Origin of the sequence: Niveispirillum irakense DSM 11586 (genome assembly GCF_000429645.1) — a bacterium.
Classification (GTDB): Bacteria; Pseudomonadota; Alphaproteobacteria; order Azospirillales; family Azospirillaceae; genus Niveispirillum; species Niveispirillum irakense.
Genome location: NZ_AUCG01000023.1, coordinates 372,622 through 389,736 on the forward strand (window position 1 = coordinate 372,622; position 17,115 = coordinate 389,736).

11 protein-coding genes are annotated in these 17,115 nt (G+C 62.5%); 4 read left to right on the forward strand and 7 right to left on the reverse strand.

Translation table 11 applies throughout. The features are described 5' to 3' along the window. Positions 1–2: 2 nt before the first annotated feature. From G473_RS0113840 to G473_RS0113850, 3 genes are read right to left on the reverse strand one after another with little or no spacing between them, the layout of a single operon-like run. Complete coding sequence (locus G473_RS0113840; protein ID WP_035707157.1) at positions 3–902, reverse strand: carbohydrate ABC transporter permease; 900 nt, start codon at positions 900–902, stop codon at positions 3–5. Beyond that, on the reverse strand, positions 899–1,792 hold the full coding sequence (locus tag G473_RS0113845) for a carbohydrate ABC transporter permease (RefSeq protein ID WP_029013587.1): 894 nt from the start codon (positions 1,790–1,792) through the stop codon (positions 899–901). The genes G473_RS0113840 and G473_RS0113845 overlap by 4 nt, the downstream gene beginning before the upstream one ends. A gap of 15 nt (positions 1,793–1,807) precedes the next feature. Next, positions 1,808–2,941, reverse strand: a complete 1,134-nt coding sequence (locus G473_RS0113850; protein WP_029013588.1) for an ABC transporter ATP-binding protein — start codon at positions 2,939–2,941, stop codon at positions 1,808–1,810. A 183-nt stretch (positions 2,942–3,124) separates the two neighbouring features. Between G473_RS0113850 and G473_RS0113855 the strand changes: the two genes are divergently transcribed. Further along, on the forward strand, positions 3,125–4,657 hold the full coding sequence (locus tag G473_RS0113855; RefSeq protein ID WP_029013589.1) for a UxaA family hydrolase: 1,533 nt from the start codon (positions 3,125–3,127) through the stop codon (positions 4,655–4,657). Continuing rightward, positions 4,657–6,120 (forward strand): mannitol dehydrogenase family protein, encoded by a 1,464-nt coding sequence (locus G473_RS26965; RefSeq protein WP_035707160.1) that lies wholly within the window; start codon positions 4,657–4,659, stop codon positions 6,118–6,120. Before G473_RS0113855 ends, G473_RS26965 begins: the two co-directional genes overlap by 1 nt. A 46-nt stretch (positions 6,121–6,166) precedes the next feature. On the opposite strand, the gene G473_RS26970 is transcribed toward G473_RS26965, so the two are convergent. After that, positions 6,167–7,003, reverse strand: coding sequence for a substrate-binding periplasmic protein (locus G473_RS26970; RefSeq protein ID WP_161630993.1), 837 nt, complete (start codon positions 7,001–7,003; stop codon positions 6,167–6,169). Between the two features lie 276 nt (positions 7,004–7,279). Here G473_RS26970 and G473_RS0113870 point away from each other — a divergent pair, with 276 nt between their 5' ends. Beyond that, the gene (locus G473_RS0113870) at positions 7,280–8,281 is read left to right on the forward strand and encodes an asparaginase (RefSeq protein WP_051330288.1); all 1,002 of its coding nucleotides are present in this window, start codon (positions 7,280–7,282) and stop codon (positions 8,279–8,281) included. 4 nt (positions 8,282–8,285) lie between these two features. Here G473_RS0113870 and G473_RS0113875 read toward each other — a convergent pair whose 3' ends face one another. The 3 genes from G473_RS0113875 to G473_RS0113885 are packed head-to-tail and all read right to left on the reverse strand — an operon-like array spanning position 8,286 to position 12,716. Beyond that, positions 8,286–10,238, reverse strand: a complete 1,953-nt coding sequence (locus tag G473_RS0113875; protein WP_029013591.1) for a CHASE2 domain-containing protein — start codon at positions 10,236–10,238, stop codon at positions 8,286–8,288. 21 nt (positions 10,239–10,259) lie between these two features. Then, the gene (locus G473_RS0113880; RefSeq protein ID WP_029013592.1) at positions 10,260–10,970 is read right to left on the reverse strand and encodes a hypothetical protein; all 711 of its coding nucleotides are present in this window, start codon (positions 10,968–10,970) and stop codon (positions 10,260–10,262) included. 18 nt (positions 10,971–10,988) lie between these two features. Next, positions 10,989–12,716, reverse strand: a complete 1,728-nt coding sequence (locus G473_RS0113885; protein WP_161630994.1) for a ShlB/FhaC/HecB family hemolysin secretion/activation protein — start codon at positions 12,714–12,716, stop codon at positions 10,989–10,991. A 284-nt stretch (positions 12,717–13,000) separates the two neighbouring features. Between G473_RS0113885 and G473_RS0113890 the strand changes: the two genes are divergently transcribed. Further along, positions 13,001–17,115: beta strand repeat-containing protein (locus tag G473_RS0113890; RefSeq protein WP_154667407.1), on the forward strand; the 4,115-nt coding region annotated here is incomplete at its 3' end.

Sequence of the window (17,115 nt, forward strand, 5' to 3'; positions counted from 1 at the left end):
CCTTATCCCTTGACCGAACCAGACGTGATGCCGTCCACGAAATAGCGCTGCGCCAGGAAGAAGACGACCAGCGAGGGCACCAGCGCGATGGTGGACATAGCCAGCACCTGGTTCCAGGCCGTCGCCTCTGTCACATCAATGGCCATCTTCAACGCCAGGGCGACGGGATATTTCTCCACACTTGAAAGATAAATAAGGGGATAGAGGAAATCGTTCATGCTCCACATGAACTGGAACAGGGCAACGGAGATTACTGCCGGCATGATCACCGGCACCACCACATGCCACAGCACCTGTAAGGAATTGCAGCCATCGATCACCGCCGCCTCTTCCATATCCGGTGGGAAGCCGCGCAGGAACTGCACGATCATGAAGACGAAGAAGCCTTCCGTGGCAAAAGCGCAGGGCACATAGAGTGGCAGATAGGTATCCAGCCAGCCCAGTTCCCGGAACATCAGATATTGCGGGATCAGCAGCACGCTTTTGGGCAGCAGGATGGTGCCAATCATGGCAGCGAACCAGATGCGCTTGCCCGGCATATTGAACCGGGCAAAGCCATAGGCGACCAGCACGGAGGAAATCACCGTCAGCACCACCTTGGGGATGATGAAGGCGAAGGTGTTGAACAGATATGTCGCGAAACTGTACTCGGTGCCTGTGCGCCAGCCGCTGATCACACCATCCAGCGTCGGTTCCTGCGGCCAGAGGCCAATGGAGCCGAAAATTTCATGATTGGGCTTGAAGGAGGCCGCCACCATCCAGAGCAGCGGATACAGCATGATCAGCCCGACCAGCAGCAGCACGCCATAGCGCAGGCTGGCATTGAACCGGCCCATCCAGGCAACATCGCGCCGGGGCGTGGCGGGGGTGGCGGGGGTGGCGGAGAAATCGGTCGCGCTCATTTCTTATCTCCCCGCTCGGAGCCGTAGAACACCCAATATTTGGCGCTTGTGAAGGCGATGACAGTGAAGATGGCGATGATCACGAACAGGGCCCAGGACAGGGCGCTGGCGTAACCGACATTGAAATATTTGAACGCTTCCTCATAGATCATCAGGGGCAGCAGGTAGGTGGATTTCAGCGGCCCACCACCGGTGATGATGTAAGGACCGTTGAATTCCTGGAATGCCTGGACGATCTGCATGATGAAGTTGAAGAAGATCACCGGCGTCAGCAGCGGCAGGGTGATGGTGAAGAAGATCCGCCATTTCGACGCGCCATCGATGGTCGCCGCTTCATAAAGATCGGTGGGGATGTTCTGCAGCCCGGCCAGAAACACGACCATGGCGGAACCGAACTGCCACAAGCGCAGCAGCACAATGGTGAACAGGGCATAGCCCGGCTCCCCCAGCCAATTCAGTGGTTCCCCGCCCAGCCAGATGGAAACCTGATTGATCAGCCCGTCACCGGCAAAGACATAGCGCCACAGCACCGCAATGGCGACAGAACCACCCAGGATGGATGGCACATAATAGGCGGTGCGGAAAAAGCCGATGCCCCGCAGCTTGAAATTCAGCACAAAGGCGATGAACAGCGCGAAAGCCAGCTTCAGCGGCACGGTGACGAAGACGTAAAGGAACGTCACCCATAAGGAATTATGGAAGGTCGCATCGGCTGCCATCTCCCGGTAATTGGTCAGGCCCGTGAAATTGGCCTGCGCTACCGGGTCCTGAAGCTGATAATCGGAAAAACTGAGCAGGAAAGAGGACAGGAACGGAAACAGGGTGAAGGTCGCCAACCCCAGCAGGAAGGGCGCGATATAGAGATAGCCTGTGGTCTTGTTCTCATACATGGCAATCGCCCCGCTTCAGGCTGCAACGGCGATCTTGGCCGACGGCGTGCCAACGGCACGGCCATCGGCGTCGAACAGATGGGCGTGGGACAGCCTTACACCGATCCGCAGGCGGCTGCCAATCCGCAACGGCGCATCCCCCGTCAGCTTCACGATGGTCAGGCCTTCCTCGGCCAGCGCCGGCACACGCAGATGGGCCAGGGTTTCGCCCCCCAGCCGTTCCACCAGCTCAACCTCGCCTTCAAAGAAGGCGATATCGTCGCTATCCGGCTCCCCGATGGAGAAATGTTCTGGCCGGATACCGACCGTGACGCTGCTGCCGGGCGCGGTGGCGGCATTGCGGCGGGGCAGACGCAGGGTGCCGGCGGCCAGGCGCACGGCGACATGCGCCTCATCCGTCGCGACCACCTTGCCCTTCATGAAATTCATCGATGGCGAACCGATGAAGCCGGCCACGAACAGGTTGGCGGGATTGCGGTAAAGCTCGATGGGTGCGCCGATCTGCTCAATCTTCCCTGCATTCAAGACCACGATCTTGCTGGCCAGGGTCATCGCCTCCACCTGATCATGGGTGACATAGACCATGGTGGCGTCGAGCTTGGCGTGGAGGCGGGCAATCTCCACCCGCATCTGGCCGCGCAGGGCGGCATCCAAGTTGGACAACGGTTCATCAAACAGGAAAACTTCCGGCTGCCGCACGATACAGCGGCCAATGGCGACGCGCTGGCGCTGGCCGCCGGACAGGGCGCGGGGCTTACGGTCCAGCAGATGGGTAAGCTGGAGGATTTCCGCCGCTGCCGCCACCTTGGCCTGGATTTCAGCCTTGGGCACCCCGGCAATCTTCAGGCCGAAACCCATATTCTCCGCCACACTCATGTGCGGATAAAGGGCATAGGATTGGAAGACCATGGCGATGCCGCGCTTGGCAGGATGGGTCAGCGTCACATCGCGCCCGCCAATATGCAGCGAACCGCCGGTCGGCATCTCCAGCCCGGAAATCAGCCGCAGCAGGGTGGATTTCCCACAACCGGACGGGCCGACAAATACGACCAGCTCACCCGGCGCGATGTTCAGGTCTACACCTTTGATGACATCGACCGCACCGAAGCTTTTCGTGATGCCGCGCAGTTGCACTTCGCCCCTGGCCATCCGTAATCCTCCCACTTATATGCGCTTCAACCGACGCTGGCGCTTTGCTGCGCCTGATCGTATGGCAGTCTTGCCGCTGCCTCCTCTTGCTTTTATCTGGTAACCGGTGTCAGTTTCAATCCCGCACGTGCCGGTCGACGGTCTTTTTTCGCGTCGGCGGCCTGGAACGAGGAAAATTGAGCGATGAGTTGCGTGTCGCCCCCGGACCCGCAGGCCCTTTCCCTTCCCCCCGCCTTCCGGGTGGATGACAGCGATGATGTGGCCGTCGCCGTCCGCGCCCTGGAAGCAGGAGAAATGGTCGCCATTGGCGGCCGGGAAATTACCCTGCTGGAACCGATCCCCCGTGGCCATAAGCTGGCCCTGCGCGACATCGCAGCAGGTGAACCGGTGCTGAAATATGGCTGGCCCATCGGCCGTGCGACTGCCGATATTGGCACAGGACATCATGTCCACAGCCACAATGTTGCAACCGGCCTGTCCGGCACGCTGGATTATCGCTACAGCCCCACCGGGATTGATCCCGCCCACGCCGCCCTGCCCGCCGACCAGCGGCATTTCCTGGGATATCGCCGCGCCAACGGCAAGGTCGGCACCCGGAATGAGGTCTGGATTCTCTGCACCGTCGGCTGCGTCAGCCGCACGGCGGAACGGATCGCCACCCTGGCGCAGGGCCGTTTCCAGGGCCGGGTTGATGGTATCCTGGCCCTGCCACACCCGTTCGGATGTTCCCAGCTTGGGGATGATCTTCAGCACACCCGCGCCATCATCGCTGCCCTGGCGCAGCATCCCAATGCCGGCGGCGTGCTGATCCTGGGCTTGGGCTGCGAATCAAACCAGCTTTCCAAGCTGCTGGAGACGACACCTGGTATCGACCGGTCCCGCCTGCGTGCCTTCACGGCCCAAACTTCCCCGGACGAGGTGGAGGACGGGCTGGCAGCGGTGGAGGAACTTGTCGCCATCGCCGAGAAGGATCAGCGGGAGCCCTGCCCCCTGTCCGATCTGGCCATAGGGTTGAAATGCGGCGGGTCGGACGGGTTCAGCGGGCTGACAGCAAATCCCCTGGTCGGGCGTATGGCGGATCGGGTGACGGTGGCCGGCGGCACCGCCGTGCTGACGGAGATTCCAGAGATTTTTGGCGCGGAAGAACTGCTGATGCGCCGCGCCATGGATGAGACGGTGTTCGATGGCATCGTCAATGTCGTCAACGGCTTCAAGCAATATTTCCTGGATCACAAACAGCCGGTTTATGAGAATCCGTCACCCGGCAATATCGCGGGCGGTATCACGACGCTGGAAGAAAAATCCCTTGGCGCCGTGCAGAAGGGCGGGCGGGCACCTGTCTGCGATGTGATTCCCTATGGTGGGCTGGCCCGACGCAAGGGGCTGACCCTGCTGGAAGCGCCCGGCAATGACGGTGTATCCTCCACCGCACTGACGGCCGCCGGCGCCACCATCATCCTGTTCACCACCGGGCGCGGCACGCCGCTGGGCTTCCCCGCGCCAACTCTGAAAATCGCCTCCAACAGCGTGCTGGCAGCCCAAAAGCCAAACTGGATTGATTTCGATGCCGGAATGGCTTTGACAGAGGCCGGGCTGGACGGTGCGGCGGACGCGCTTTGGGATCTGATTATCGACACGGCATCGGGACGCCTCACCCGCGCCGAGAAAAATGGCCAACGCGAAATCGCGATCTGGAAAAATGGAGTGACGCTCTAATGCCCCGCCTGTCCACCGCCACCCTGGACCTTGCCACGCCCGCGCTGGAACGGCTGCGCTATGACCGTGAAAAAGCGGGTATTGGCGTGGTTCATTTCGGTCCCGGCGCCTTCCACCGTGCCCATCAGGCGTTTTACATGGACGAGGCGCTGGCCCTGGGTGGCGATTGGGCCATCTGTGCCGCCGCCCTGCGCAGCACTGACGTGCGCGATGCCCTGACGCCACAGGATAATCTCTACATCCTGGCAGAACTGGAGCGCACCACCCGGTATCGCACCATTGGCGCCATCAAGCAGACGCTGGCCGGTGCTGGCGACCGCCCGGCCCTGCTGAACCGGCTGGCCGATCCCGCCACCCGCATTGTGACCATGACGGTGACAGAAAAGGGCTATTGCCTGAAGGGTGATGGCACGCTGGATTTCGACCATCCGGATATCGTCCGCGATGTGGCCGCCCCGCAGAACCCGGTCAGCCTGATCGGCCATCTGGTGGAAGGGCTGCGCCGTCGTTTTGCCGCCGGCACCCTGCCCTTTACCCCCATCGCCTGCGATAATCTGGTGGATAATGGCGTGAAGCTGGGTCGCGCCGTCGCTGCCCTGGCGGCCCGCCAGGATGCGGCACTGGCCCGCTGGATCGAACAGGAAGTGGCCTTCCCCTGCACCATGGTGGACAGTATCACGCCGGCCACCGACGACGCGCTGCGCCAGCGCGTGGCAGCGGAAACCGGGCTGGAGGATGCCTGGCCGATCCAGCGTGAACGCTTCACCCAATGGGTGATCGAGGACAAGTTCTGCAATGAACGGCCCGACTTTGCTGCCATTGGCGTGACCCTGACCCAGGATGTCGGCGCCTTTGACCGGGCCAAGCTGCGGATCCTGAACGGCCCCCACTCAACCCTGGCCTATCTTGGCTCCCTGATCGGGCATGAGACGGTGGCTGATGCCATGGGCGATGCCGTGCTGGCCGGTTTCCTGCGCCGTCTGATCATGGAAGATATCCTGCCCACGGTGAAGGGGGCGGCAGGCTTCGATCTCAACCGCTATGCCGAGGATATCCTGGCCCGGTTCGGCAATCCCGGTATCCGTCATCTGCTGTCGCAGATCGCCTGGGACGGGTCGGCCAAGCTGCCTTTCCGGCTATTCGGCACGGTTACCGACCGTCTTGCAGCCGGAGCGCCGGTAGACCGGCTGGCCTTGCCGGTTGCGGCCTGGATGCATTTCATCCGCCGCAAGGCCCAAGACGGCACCAAGCTGACCGACCCGCTGGCCGATGCCCTGCTGACCGCCGCTGGGCATCTGTCCAGTGATGCCACACGCGATGTGGCTTTGTTCCTGGCGTTCGAACAGGTCTTCCCGCCCGCATTGCGCGACAATGATGTGTTCCGCGCGGCCCTAATCCGCGCCTACCAGCTTCTGGGCCAGGGCAGCAAAGAGCAGGTCCACCACGCCCTGCAAACCATCTGACAGGTACGGTGCGCCTGCCCGGCCCGGGCAGGCGCACCTCAATCATTCAATCCGGCTTGTAGGGGACAATATCCAGCCAGAGCCGCCGGTCCCCCACCGGGGTCAGGGGCGGCAGATCGGGATTATCGAGACGGAGAGCCACTGCGCCCTGATAACGGGACAGCGGAAAAATCACGCGGGTGGAGGGATGCTCCTCCAGCAGGGCGCGGATGGCTCCCTTTTCAACCAGTTTCTCAAGTCCATAGGTCAACCGTTTGGCCAATAAGACATTGCTATTGGAAACGAAAAGATACATGGGCAAGGGGTAGACCAGCAGAAGCTGATCGAACACCATCAGATCGTCCCCGCCCAGACGTGCCACTTCCCCGTCTATTTCCGTCAGCGCGCGGGGCAGGTAATCACATTCGCCCGTGCGGAGCAGGGGATACATCTCGTCGATGGTGCGCCCCTCCCGGACCGTCAGGCCAGCGGCGCGCAAAATGTCATTGTCCGGCCAATATTCCCCCTGGCAAGCGGTGTAGCGGCGCAGGTCCGCCAGTGACCGTATCGCTGCGAATTCATGCTCCCGCTTACGGGCAATCACCAAGGCACGTTGGCCTGTCAGGCCCATATCAAGAGGAATGCGGATAGGTCTGGCGATCCGTTCCCGCCGGATGCTGGTGGCGGTCCAGGCCATATCCAGGCGCCCCCCCTCCACGTCGGTCAGAAGCTGGATCTGCGATACTTCATAGGGAAGCTGGACGATACGGGCGGGGCCAAATTCCGCCTCCGTTTCCCGCATGATCATGTCCAGCAAATCAAGGTAATAGTTGCGAACGACCAGTCCCGCCGGCGAACTATGCCGCTCGATCCGGTAAACCTGCTCCGCCGCTAAACTTTCCATCACCTGTGCATGAAATATGAACGTCATAAGGAATGCGAAAAGCAATAATCGCCCGGCCACGGGCCTCTTCGACATTCCCGTCCCTCCGCACACCTGTCCATAAGACAGTAGAGAAACTATAGGCAGGCTTCGCGGTCAGATAGAGAGGGCGACCTATCCGAAAGGACAGGCGTCAACTGCGTGGCAAGCGGATCACCTGGGTTCAATGCGCACTGGTGTATGACAAAAAACCAAGCCACATAGCCCATCATCTTTCCGGGTCTGGAGATAAGGGTAATGGTGGCACAGCGGGACATGATCGGCCTTTTCCTGTTGGGGGGCACCATCCTGTCCATCGCGGGCCAGGATGGGCCGGCTGAAAGTACAGCACTGCTGGAAGCCGCCGGCATCAAAGGGGCGGGCGCCGTGGACATCGTCCCCTGGCGGGCCGTTGGCAGCCAGAACCTGACCATCCCCGACATCCTGTCCCTGGCCGCGGAAATCACCCGCCGGGCAGAAGACGGCATGGCCGGCTTCGTTGTCGTCCAGGGCACCGACACGATGGAGGAAGTGGCCTTCCTGCTGTCTTTGCTGCTGCCCGCCTCTCTGCCGCTGGTGCTGACCGGGGCCATGCGGACGGCGGATGCCGCCGGTGCCGATGGGCCCGGCAATCTGCGGGATGCGCTATTGGCCGTGCGGGCCCTGGCCGGTCAGAACCTTGGTCCCGTCATCTGCATGAATGGGGAATTGCATGCGGCGCGGGCCGTGCGGAAGGTCGATGCCGGTCGGATTGGTGCCTTCGCTTCCGCCGGACAGGGGCCACTGGGCACCGTTGTCACCGGTCGCGTCCGGCTTTTGCAACGTCCCCTGCCGCCGCCCCCGCCGGTCGGCTGGACCGGGGGTGATGCCCTGCCGAAAGTGGCGCTGGTCACCGTGACCATGGATGCCGATCCGCTGCTGCTTGCGCCTTTTGCTGATCCGCGCTGGGCAGGGCTGGTGGTGGAAGGGGTCGGGTCCGGCCATGTGCCCCAGGCGCTGGCCACACCCCTGGCAGAACTGGCCGCGATCAAGCCGGTGATGCTGGTCAGCCGCTGCGGCCAGGGTGATACCGATGCCGCCGGCATTTATCGTGGCGAGGGCACGGCTGTCGATCTGCTGGAAAAGGGCTTGATTGATGGCGGCAGCCTGCAGGGCCGCAAGGCCCGCCTGCTGCTGACCCTGCTGTGCGCGAAAGGCGGAAACCGGGACGAGTTGCGGCGCGCGGCTGCCGAATGGGCCGGTCTGGGCCTGCTGCCCTGACCCGCTACTTATCGCCCATCACCACGATATCGCCTGTCTCTCCCCGTTGCAGGCGGGAAAGGTGCAGACGGGTGGGGCCATCCTCGCTATCCTCGGCGGCCAACGCCTCGAACGCGGGCAACGCACCCACATCACCGGCCCGCATCGCCTCGTAAGCCGCCTGATAGCGGGACATGAAGGGGCTGGCCGCCTGTTCTGCTGATAAGGGCTGGAAAACGGGGATAGGCTCTGTCTTCCCCTTCAGCACGATCCGTCCGATCGCGCGACGCGGGATGGAGGGGCTGGCCATCGCCGCTGCCCCGCTCATGGCGATACGGGTGCCGAAATATTTGTTCAGCCCCTCCAGCCGGGCAGCCGTGTTCACGGCATCGCCAAGGGCGGTATATTCAAACCGTGCTTCAGAACCAAAATTACCGACGCTGGCAGGGCCGGCGTGAACGCCGATGCGGGTCATGCCAAAGGGCCTGCCCGCCTCTTCCTCCGCCTTCAGGAAGGATTGGGCGAAGGCATCCAGTTCCAGGGCGCAGCTTACCGCCCGCAGCGTATGGTCCTGCTGGTCGCGCGGCGCGTTGAAGAGGGCAAACACGGCATCGCCAATAAATTTATCCACCGTGCCACCATGGCGGAACACGATATTCACCATCCCATCCAGATACCGGTTCATGACATTGGACAGGGTCACCGCGTCCATCGTCTCTGAGATAGTCGTAAAACCGGCCACGTCGGTGAAGATGTAGGACAGGTCGCGGCGCTTGGGATCAAGCTGCAGCTTGGACGGATCTTTCAAAATATCGTCCAGCAGAGCCGGCGACAGATATTTGGTGAAGGCGGTCTGGATAAACTTCTTCTGCTCCCGCTCCTGCCGGCCGGCATAGAGATCGGCCATCCATAATGCCAACCCCAACCCCAGTGAGGGGGCAATCAGCGGCATCATCACATCGCCATGGCGGAACAGCAGCAGCCCCCCCACCCACAAAGCCGCCAGCAGCAGCACCGACAGGCCGGTACGCAGCCACAAGGACACTTCCCACCGGCCCAATGCCACACCGACAAGGGCGGCAAGCGCTGTCACGGCCAGCCCGATCGGCAGCCCCTGGGCCGGCGGGGCGCGCCCCTCCAGCAACTGGGCCAGGATATGGGCGTGGATCAGCGCCCCCGGCATGGTGGCCTGACGCGGATCGATGCCGGCGCGGAATGGCGTGGCATGGCGATCCACATCCGACAGGTCGGCACCGACAATGACAATCTTGTCCTTGAACCAGGGGGCCGGCAGCAGGGGTACAACATGGGCAGCGTAGGTCCTGAAGGCCGGCGTCGCCTCATCCGGCCGCCCCCGCCAGGCGATGGGCACCCCTTCTTCCAACTGGTAAGGCTGGCCGATCTTTCCCAGCAGCGATGGCGCAATCGCCGGCAATGCCACGCCCTGCGCCCCGATCTTGGCCGTGAAGATGCGACGCACGACGCCGTCATACGGATCCTTGTCCAGATTGGCGGCAGCACGCAGGGCCGGCGGGATGAACGCATTCAGAAAATCTGCCTGCGCCGGGGTCAACCCCTCCTCCACCCCACCATGGCTGACCACGACAGGGACAGACAGGCTGGCCAGGACGGTGCGCAGGGCCTCATCCTTCTCCGGCTCCGTCGGCGTATCCAGCAGCACGTCCAGGAAGATGGCTTTGGCGCCTTTGGCCTGGAGCGATTGCAGCAGGGTCGCCAGGAAAGCCCGATCCACCGGGGAACGGTAGGGGAAGCGGGCGATCGTCTCCTCATTAATGGCGACGAAGACGATATCCGGCTGCTGCGGATCCCCCGGCAGCAGGGTGGCGATGCGGAAATCCGACAGCCATGTTTCCAGCGAGGCCAGAAAAGGCAGGAAGCGCCCCATCGCCACGGGCAGAACCGTGGCAATCAGCACGATCCCGGCAATGACACCCCATCTGCGCCAAACGTCCCGCATTGCCCCTGTTCCGCCCGTCGCTTATTTCTTGGCCAAAAGCGCCTGGGCCTGCCGGTCGCACCCTTTAGCTGCCATCCAGGCGGCCACCATCCGGTCGCCCTGCACGGCCTGCGGCTTCATATGCAGGGTAACCGATGCCGCCTGCCCATCCATTTCAAACAGATAGGCCTCCCCGTCATTGAAGGGTACATCAGCCGGCAGGGCAAGATCGGCACTGCCAGCCGGCCAGCCGGTATTGGCGGTCCAGCTACGGTCAGCCGGCGACAGGGCCAGTTCCCCCGCACCTGCGGTTTCCGGTCGCCACAGGACCGGCGCTACACCGGGTTCCAGACAGGCATGGCCGGAATTGGCAACATCGATCAACCAGGGCGACGGCAGCGCCTTGACCGTACCGGCAGCGCGGACAGCACCGAGCGAAGCGGTGTCGGCATCGCGGGCCGTGACCAGAGAGGCCAGGGATTTCACCACCGCACCGCCCGCAGCACCTTCAGCCGCCGCAGCACCCGGCTTGCCATTGAACGGGCCTTGCAGGGTGATGGTATTGCCGTCAGCACTGACCAGCACCAGCCGGGTACCGGCCGGCAGGGTCAGGGCGGCATCGGCGTCCAGTACCTGCCCCGGCTGGTGCGTGGCGTTGGAGGATTCGACAATCACCAGCTCCGCTGCCTGGACGGCGGCGGTGCCCATCAGCAGAACGGCAACAAGGCTGGCGGCGGAACGGATGATACGCATGGTCACAACCCCACGGGTTTAAAAGGGGACGGAAAGTTCGAAGAAGAAGCGGGAACCGGGATTTTCCAGGCCTGGAAGGTCCAGCCCGCCCTGGGGGGCGGCAAGCTCCGCATTCACACTGATGCCGCGCAACAGGCCCAGGCGCAGACCGGCACCAATCGTTGTCAGATCAGCATCCAGCGCCACCGAGCCCCAGACCCGCCCCCAATCCGTAAAGCCATAGAGGCTGGCGGACTGGAGATAGGGGTTGTTGATCGGCCGGGTATAGCGCAACTCAGCCGATGCGCCGACGCCACGCGGGCCGGCGAGATCGCCACTGTCATAGCCGCGCCCGAAGCGGGTGCCCCCCAGGACAAATTCCTCGCCGGAAACCAGCCGGTCATTGGTATATTGGCCGGCAGCGCTGACGGTCAGGCCCAACCCTTCCGCCAGCCGCGCACTGGCCGCCAGATCAGCCGTGAGTTTGGTGAAAGCGCTATCAATGTCGGTTCGCGACGTGGCGCGCCCGGCCCTGGGGGAGGCAGCGAAAATATCCAGCCCCTGCACCACGCCGAGCGCCCCCTGTACCGCAACCCCGCCCAGATTGGCATGGGATGCCGACAAGCGCAGATCGACGGTACGCCAGTCATCGCGGGTAAAGGGCGTGGAAAGCAGTTCCACATCCGATCGCTGGGCTTTCCATCCCCCCTCCACCGCCACATTCACGGCGCGGGAACGGACCAGGGGATATGAGAGAGACTGACCGACAGCCCAGCTTTCCGTACGTACGGCAAAAAGCGCCAGCGATGCGCCAGGCTTGCCTTTGGCGTATGAGCCGGTGGTCGACAGTAGCAGCCCGTTGGCGAATAAGGGCTGCAGCCAGCGCAGGTTGGCCGCGCGCTGTTCATCATCTGTCGGCGTGCCGGAGAGGGTCAGTCCAAGTTGCTCCTGCTGGTCCAGCAGGTTGTTGACATAAAGATCGGCATAGGCGCTCCACGGGCCAGCAAAGTCCGAGCCTCGGTTGCCCAGTCCGACACTGCCGCCCCAGGGGTCGGGCAGCGTCGTCACCACCAGTTCGGCCGCCCCGAACCCGGCACCCGGACGCAGCAGACCGGACACATCCAGACCCGGCAGGTCCGATGCCAGCAACAAGGACCGTTCCAGCGTGCCGATATGGGCGGGGCGACTGGCAAGCGCCGGGGCGGTAATGGCGGCCAGTCGTTCCTGCTCGCCCTTCGTTGCCCCTTCCACCACGAGACGGTCGACATGCCCCTCGATCACACGGATGCGCATCGTGGCATCCGCAATCTCCTGCGCCGGGACATAGACGCGGCTCAACACATATCCCAACTCAACATAGCGGGCCTGGATGGCATCGGCCAAAGCCGCCACCTCCGACAAGGTGACCGGACGCGCCAGCAAGGGGGTGATCAGCGGATCATAGAAATCCGGCCCTACGATCGTTGCCCCTTCAACCACGATCTTTTGCAGCGTGAAGCGCAATTCCCCGCCGGGCTTTGCCGTTTCCGTGCGCCGTTGCGTGGGGATGGAAAATTGCAGCTTTGCCGTGGGGGGCTGGCGGCTCTCCTCCAAGGGCGGGGGCAAAGGGGCGCGGCCGGGCTCCGCGGCGCCGGGCAAACGGCCCCCAGGTGGCAGGCCTTGCGCCAGGGCCGGCAGTGATGTCAATGCCACCAGCGCCACCCAGAGCGGGGCGCTGGCCAGGGCGCGACGGCTTGCACTTGCAAGAAGGGGGCGGGACCGGGACACGGGCGGGAAAACCATCCGTAATGATCAAGGCATAGCAGCGGACACGGGCCTGGGACGGCACCGCAACCTGGCCGCAACTTAACGTCTTTTGGCGCATTTGCACGCCCGATTTGCACTTTGCCTGCCCCTTGCCATGCAACCATAGTGAATCGTTACAGGACCGCCATTCCGCATAGCGCCGCCAACTGGAAACAGTTCGCAAATGCTCGCAAAAAGAGGTCCGATAGGGATACAAGAGTTCCGGTCCGGCAAGGCTTGGCTGTACCATCAGGAGGGAGCGGAAGGTGTCGCATTCCAGAACCGGTCAATGCCGGCCCATTGCCATGCTGGCACTCCTGTGCGGTGTCAGCCATCTGGCCATGGCCGCGACGGCTTTCGCCGCCGGTCCGGAAGGGGCCAGCGTGGTCCAAGGCACCGTTTCCGTGACCTCCGGTGCCACCAACACCATCATCAACCAGACCAGCAACCGCGCGCTGGTGGATTGGCGCAGCTTTGATACCGATGCCGGCCATCGCGTGGATGTGATCCAGCCGGATCGGCAGTCCCTGCTGGTCAACCGGGTCAAGGGGAATGGCGCCGCCACCCGTTTCGACGGCGATCTGAATGCTAATGGGCAGGTATTCCTGCTGAATGAAGCCGGCATCTTCATCGGTGCCAATGCCCGCATCAATGCTGCCGGCTTCCTCGCCACCACCAGTGGCATTGATGAAACATCACTGAATGGCAGCAATATCCGCTTCACGGCACCGGGCCTGACCGATGCCATCGTCGCCAATGCCGGCGTGATCCGTGTTGCCGATGGGGGCTATGCTGCCCTGGCCGGGGCCGTGGTGCGCAATGAGGGGTTGATTGAGGCCCGTCTGGGCCGGGTGACCTTGGCTGGCAGCGATCGTTTCGAAATCGACATGGCTGGCGACGGGCTTATCCGTTTCGCCCTGGACAGTGAAGCCACCGGCAAGGTGCTGAATGGGGGCGTCGTTCGCGCTGCGGGCGGCACCGTGCTGTTGACCGCCCGCGCCGGGCGCGATGCCATGGCCGGTGTGATCAACAGCACTGGTGTGGTGGAGGCGCAGACAGCGGTAGAGCGTGACGGTCGCATCATCATCACCGGCGATGCACAGACCGATATCAGCCTGTCCGGCACCCTGGATGCAAGCGGCCAAGCGACCGGCCAGAAGGGTGGCTCCATTGATGTAACCGGCCGCAAGGTCACCTTGGCCGACGCGCGCGTCAATGCCGATGGCGATGCCGGTGGCGGTGTCATCCGCCTTGGCGGGGATGAACGCGGCAGCGGTGACATGCCCCATGCCGACCGGGTCGCTATCGACAAGACCAGCCTGATCAGCGCCGATGCCACCGGCAATGGTGATGGCGGCAAGGTCGTCGTCTGGTCGGAGACCCATACCGCCGTCACCGGCACGCTGACAGCACGGGGCGGTGCCATGGGCGGCGATGGTGGAATGGTGGAGGTTTCCTCCAAAGGCGGGCTTTATCTGACCGGCCGCATCTGGCTGGAAGCGCCAAAAGGCACCAATGGCCTGTTCATCCTCGACCCGCAGAATATTTATATCGATGATGAAGCAGATCTGCCGGTTCTGACCGGCGATGATGAAGGCGTATCTGTTGAGACGATTGAGAGCATAACGGCAGGCCGGGCCGAATATTTCGCTTTTGAAGGTAATATTTATATCGGCGATATTGCCGATGGCAGCATCGATATGCAGCCTGACGTCACCCTTCGCCTATATGCCGGCGACGGGGTGGAAGGCTACGGCCCCCAGCAGATTGTCTTCTCCTCCCCGACCACGATCAATCTTTCCGGTACCGGTGGCCTGGATCTCAGCGCGCCGGGAGAGATCGTGGGTGATTTCACGATCAATGGCGCCAGCGGCAATATCATGGTCCGCAGCGGCGCAGGATTGGAAACAACCGGGACCATTACCAGCACCGGCAATATTTCCCTGGAAGTGCAGGATGATCTCAACATCCGCCACACCGTCAGCACCACAGGAAAGCTGACCCTGAGCGGCAACAATATCGCGCAGGAAACCGGGGCCCTGTTGACGGCAGGCGACCTCAGCATCAGCGCCTATGGGGAGGTGCTGTTAACAGAGACAGGCAATAGTATCCGGCGTATTTCAAGCCTTTATGCCGACACAAATGCCGATATCCGGATTTCCGCTGGCGATGTCGTCCTCGGGAAAACAGAGGGAGACTTCAGCAATATTTCGGCCGGCGACGACCTGACGATTATTGTTGGAAACGGCAACCTGTCTCTGGCGGAAGGCCTGTTGATTACCAGCGGGCACGACATCGTTCTCGCCAGCAGCGGCAATGTCTCCATCGCTGGAGATGTGGAACTATTAGCGGATAACCGCTTCCTGATCTATGCCCGCTCCCAGGGGGGCAGCGATCTGGGACCAATAACCGTCGATGACACCCTGACCGGTTATAATTTCACCAGTACCCCGCCATCCAGCATTACGGAACCGGGCAATATCGTTATTTACAATGTTGTCGGAACATTGACCGTGAAAGCGGACGATATCCGCATCACATATGGCGCCACGCCAAGCTATACTTACAGCGTCACTGGCTTCGTCGGCAGCGATACAGCAGGAAACACCCTCACGGGTACCGCCAGCCTGTCCAGCAGTGCCGGCGCAAATCCCGGTGTCGGCACCTACACCATCACGACAAGTGCCGGCAGCCTGGCAACCACGAAAAGTTATGATTTTGAATTTGTTGCCGGTACGCTGACGATAGATCCCGCGACCCTGACGCTGATTGTCAATAGCACCAACCGCACCTATGGGCAGGCCAATCCCGCTTTCACCTATGACATTTCAGGCTTGGTGAATGGTGACAGTGCCAGTGTCGTTTCCGGTGTCACTTTCACCAGCGCCACGCAGGCGAGCGGCGTCGGCACCTATGCCATCACCGCTAGCGGCGGCACCGCGGCCAACTACGCCATCCAGTATCAGGCAGGCAGTCTGACCATCGATCCCGCGACCCTGACCGTCCAGGTCAACAACGCAAACCGTACCTATGGACAAGCGAACCCAGCCTTCACCTATGACATTTCAGGGTTGGTGAATGGTGACAGCGCCAGCGTCGTCTCCGGTGTCACCTTCAATACCGACGCCACGCAGGCCAGCGGCGTCGGTACCTATGCCGTTACCGCCAGCGGCGGCACCGCGGCTAATTATACCATCCAATATCAGGCCGGCAGCCTCACCATCGATCCCGCGGCCTTGACCATCCAGGTCAACAACACTCGCCGAACCTATGGGCAGGCCAACCCCACCTTCACCTATGACGTTGCCGGGCTGGTGAATGGTGATAGTGCCAGTGTCGTCTCCGGTGTCGCCTTCAACACCGGCGCCACACAGGCCAGCGGCGTCGGTATCTATGCCGTCACCGCCAGCGGTGGCACCGCGGCCAACTACACCATCCAATATCAGGCCGGCAGCCTCTCCATCGATCCGGCGGCCTTGACCCTCCAGATTAACAACGCAAACCGTACCTACGGACAAGCGAACCCAGCCTTCGCCTATGAGGTTTCAGGGCTGGTCAATGGCGACAGTGCCAGCGTCGTCTCCGGTGTCGCCTTCAATACCAGCGCTACACAAGCCAGCGGCATCGGCACCTATGCCGTCACCGCCAGCGGTGGCACCGCGGCCAACTACACCATCCAGTATCAGGCCGGCACCCTGACCATCGATCCGGCAAGCCTGACCCTCCAGGTCAACAACAGCCGTCGCACCTATGGGCAGGCTAACCCCGCTTTCGCCTATGACGTTTCTGGACTGGTCAATGGTGACAGTGCCAGTGTCGTCTCCGGTGTCGCCTTCAATACCAGCGCCACACAGGCCAGCGGCGTCGGCACCTATGCCGTCACCGCCAGCGGCGGCACGGCGGCCAACTATACCATCCAGTATCAGGCCGGCAGCCTCTCCATCGATCCGGCAAGCCTGACCCTCCAGGTCAACAACACTCGCCGAACCTATGGGCAGGCCAACCCCGCTTTCGCCTATGACCTCTCAGGCCTCGTCAATGGTGACAGTGCCAGCGTCGTTTCCGGTGTCGCCTTCAATACCAGCGCCACACAAGCCAGCGGCGTCGGCACCTATGCCGTCACCGCCAGCGGTGGCACCGCGGCCAACTACACCATCCAGTATCAGGCAGGCATCCTGACCATCGATCCGGCGGCTTTGACCCTCCAGGTCAACAACAGCCGCCGCACCTACGGGCAGGACAATCCTGCCCTCGCCTATGAGGTTTCAGGCCTCGTCAATGGCGACAGTGCCAGTGTCGTCTCCGGTGTCACCTTCAATACCAGCGCCACGCAGGCGAGCGGCGTCGGCACCTATGCCGTCACCGCCAGCGGCGGCACGGC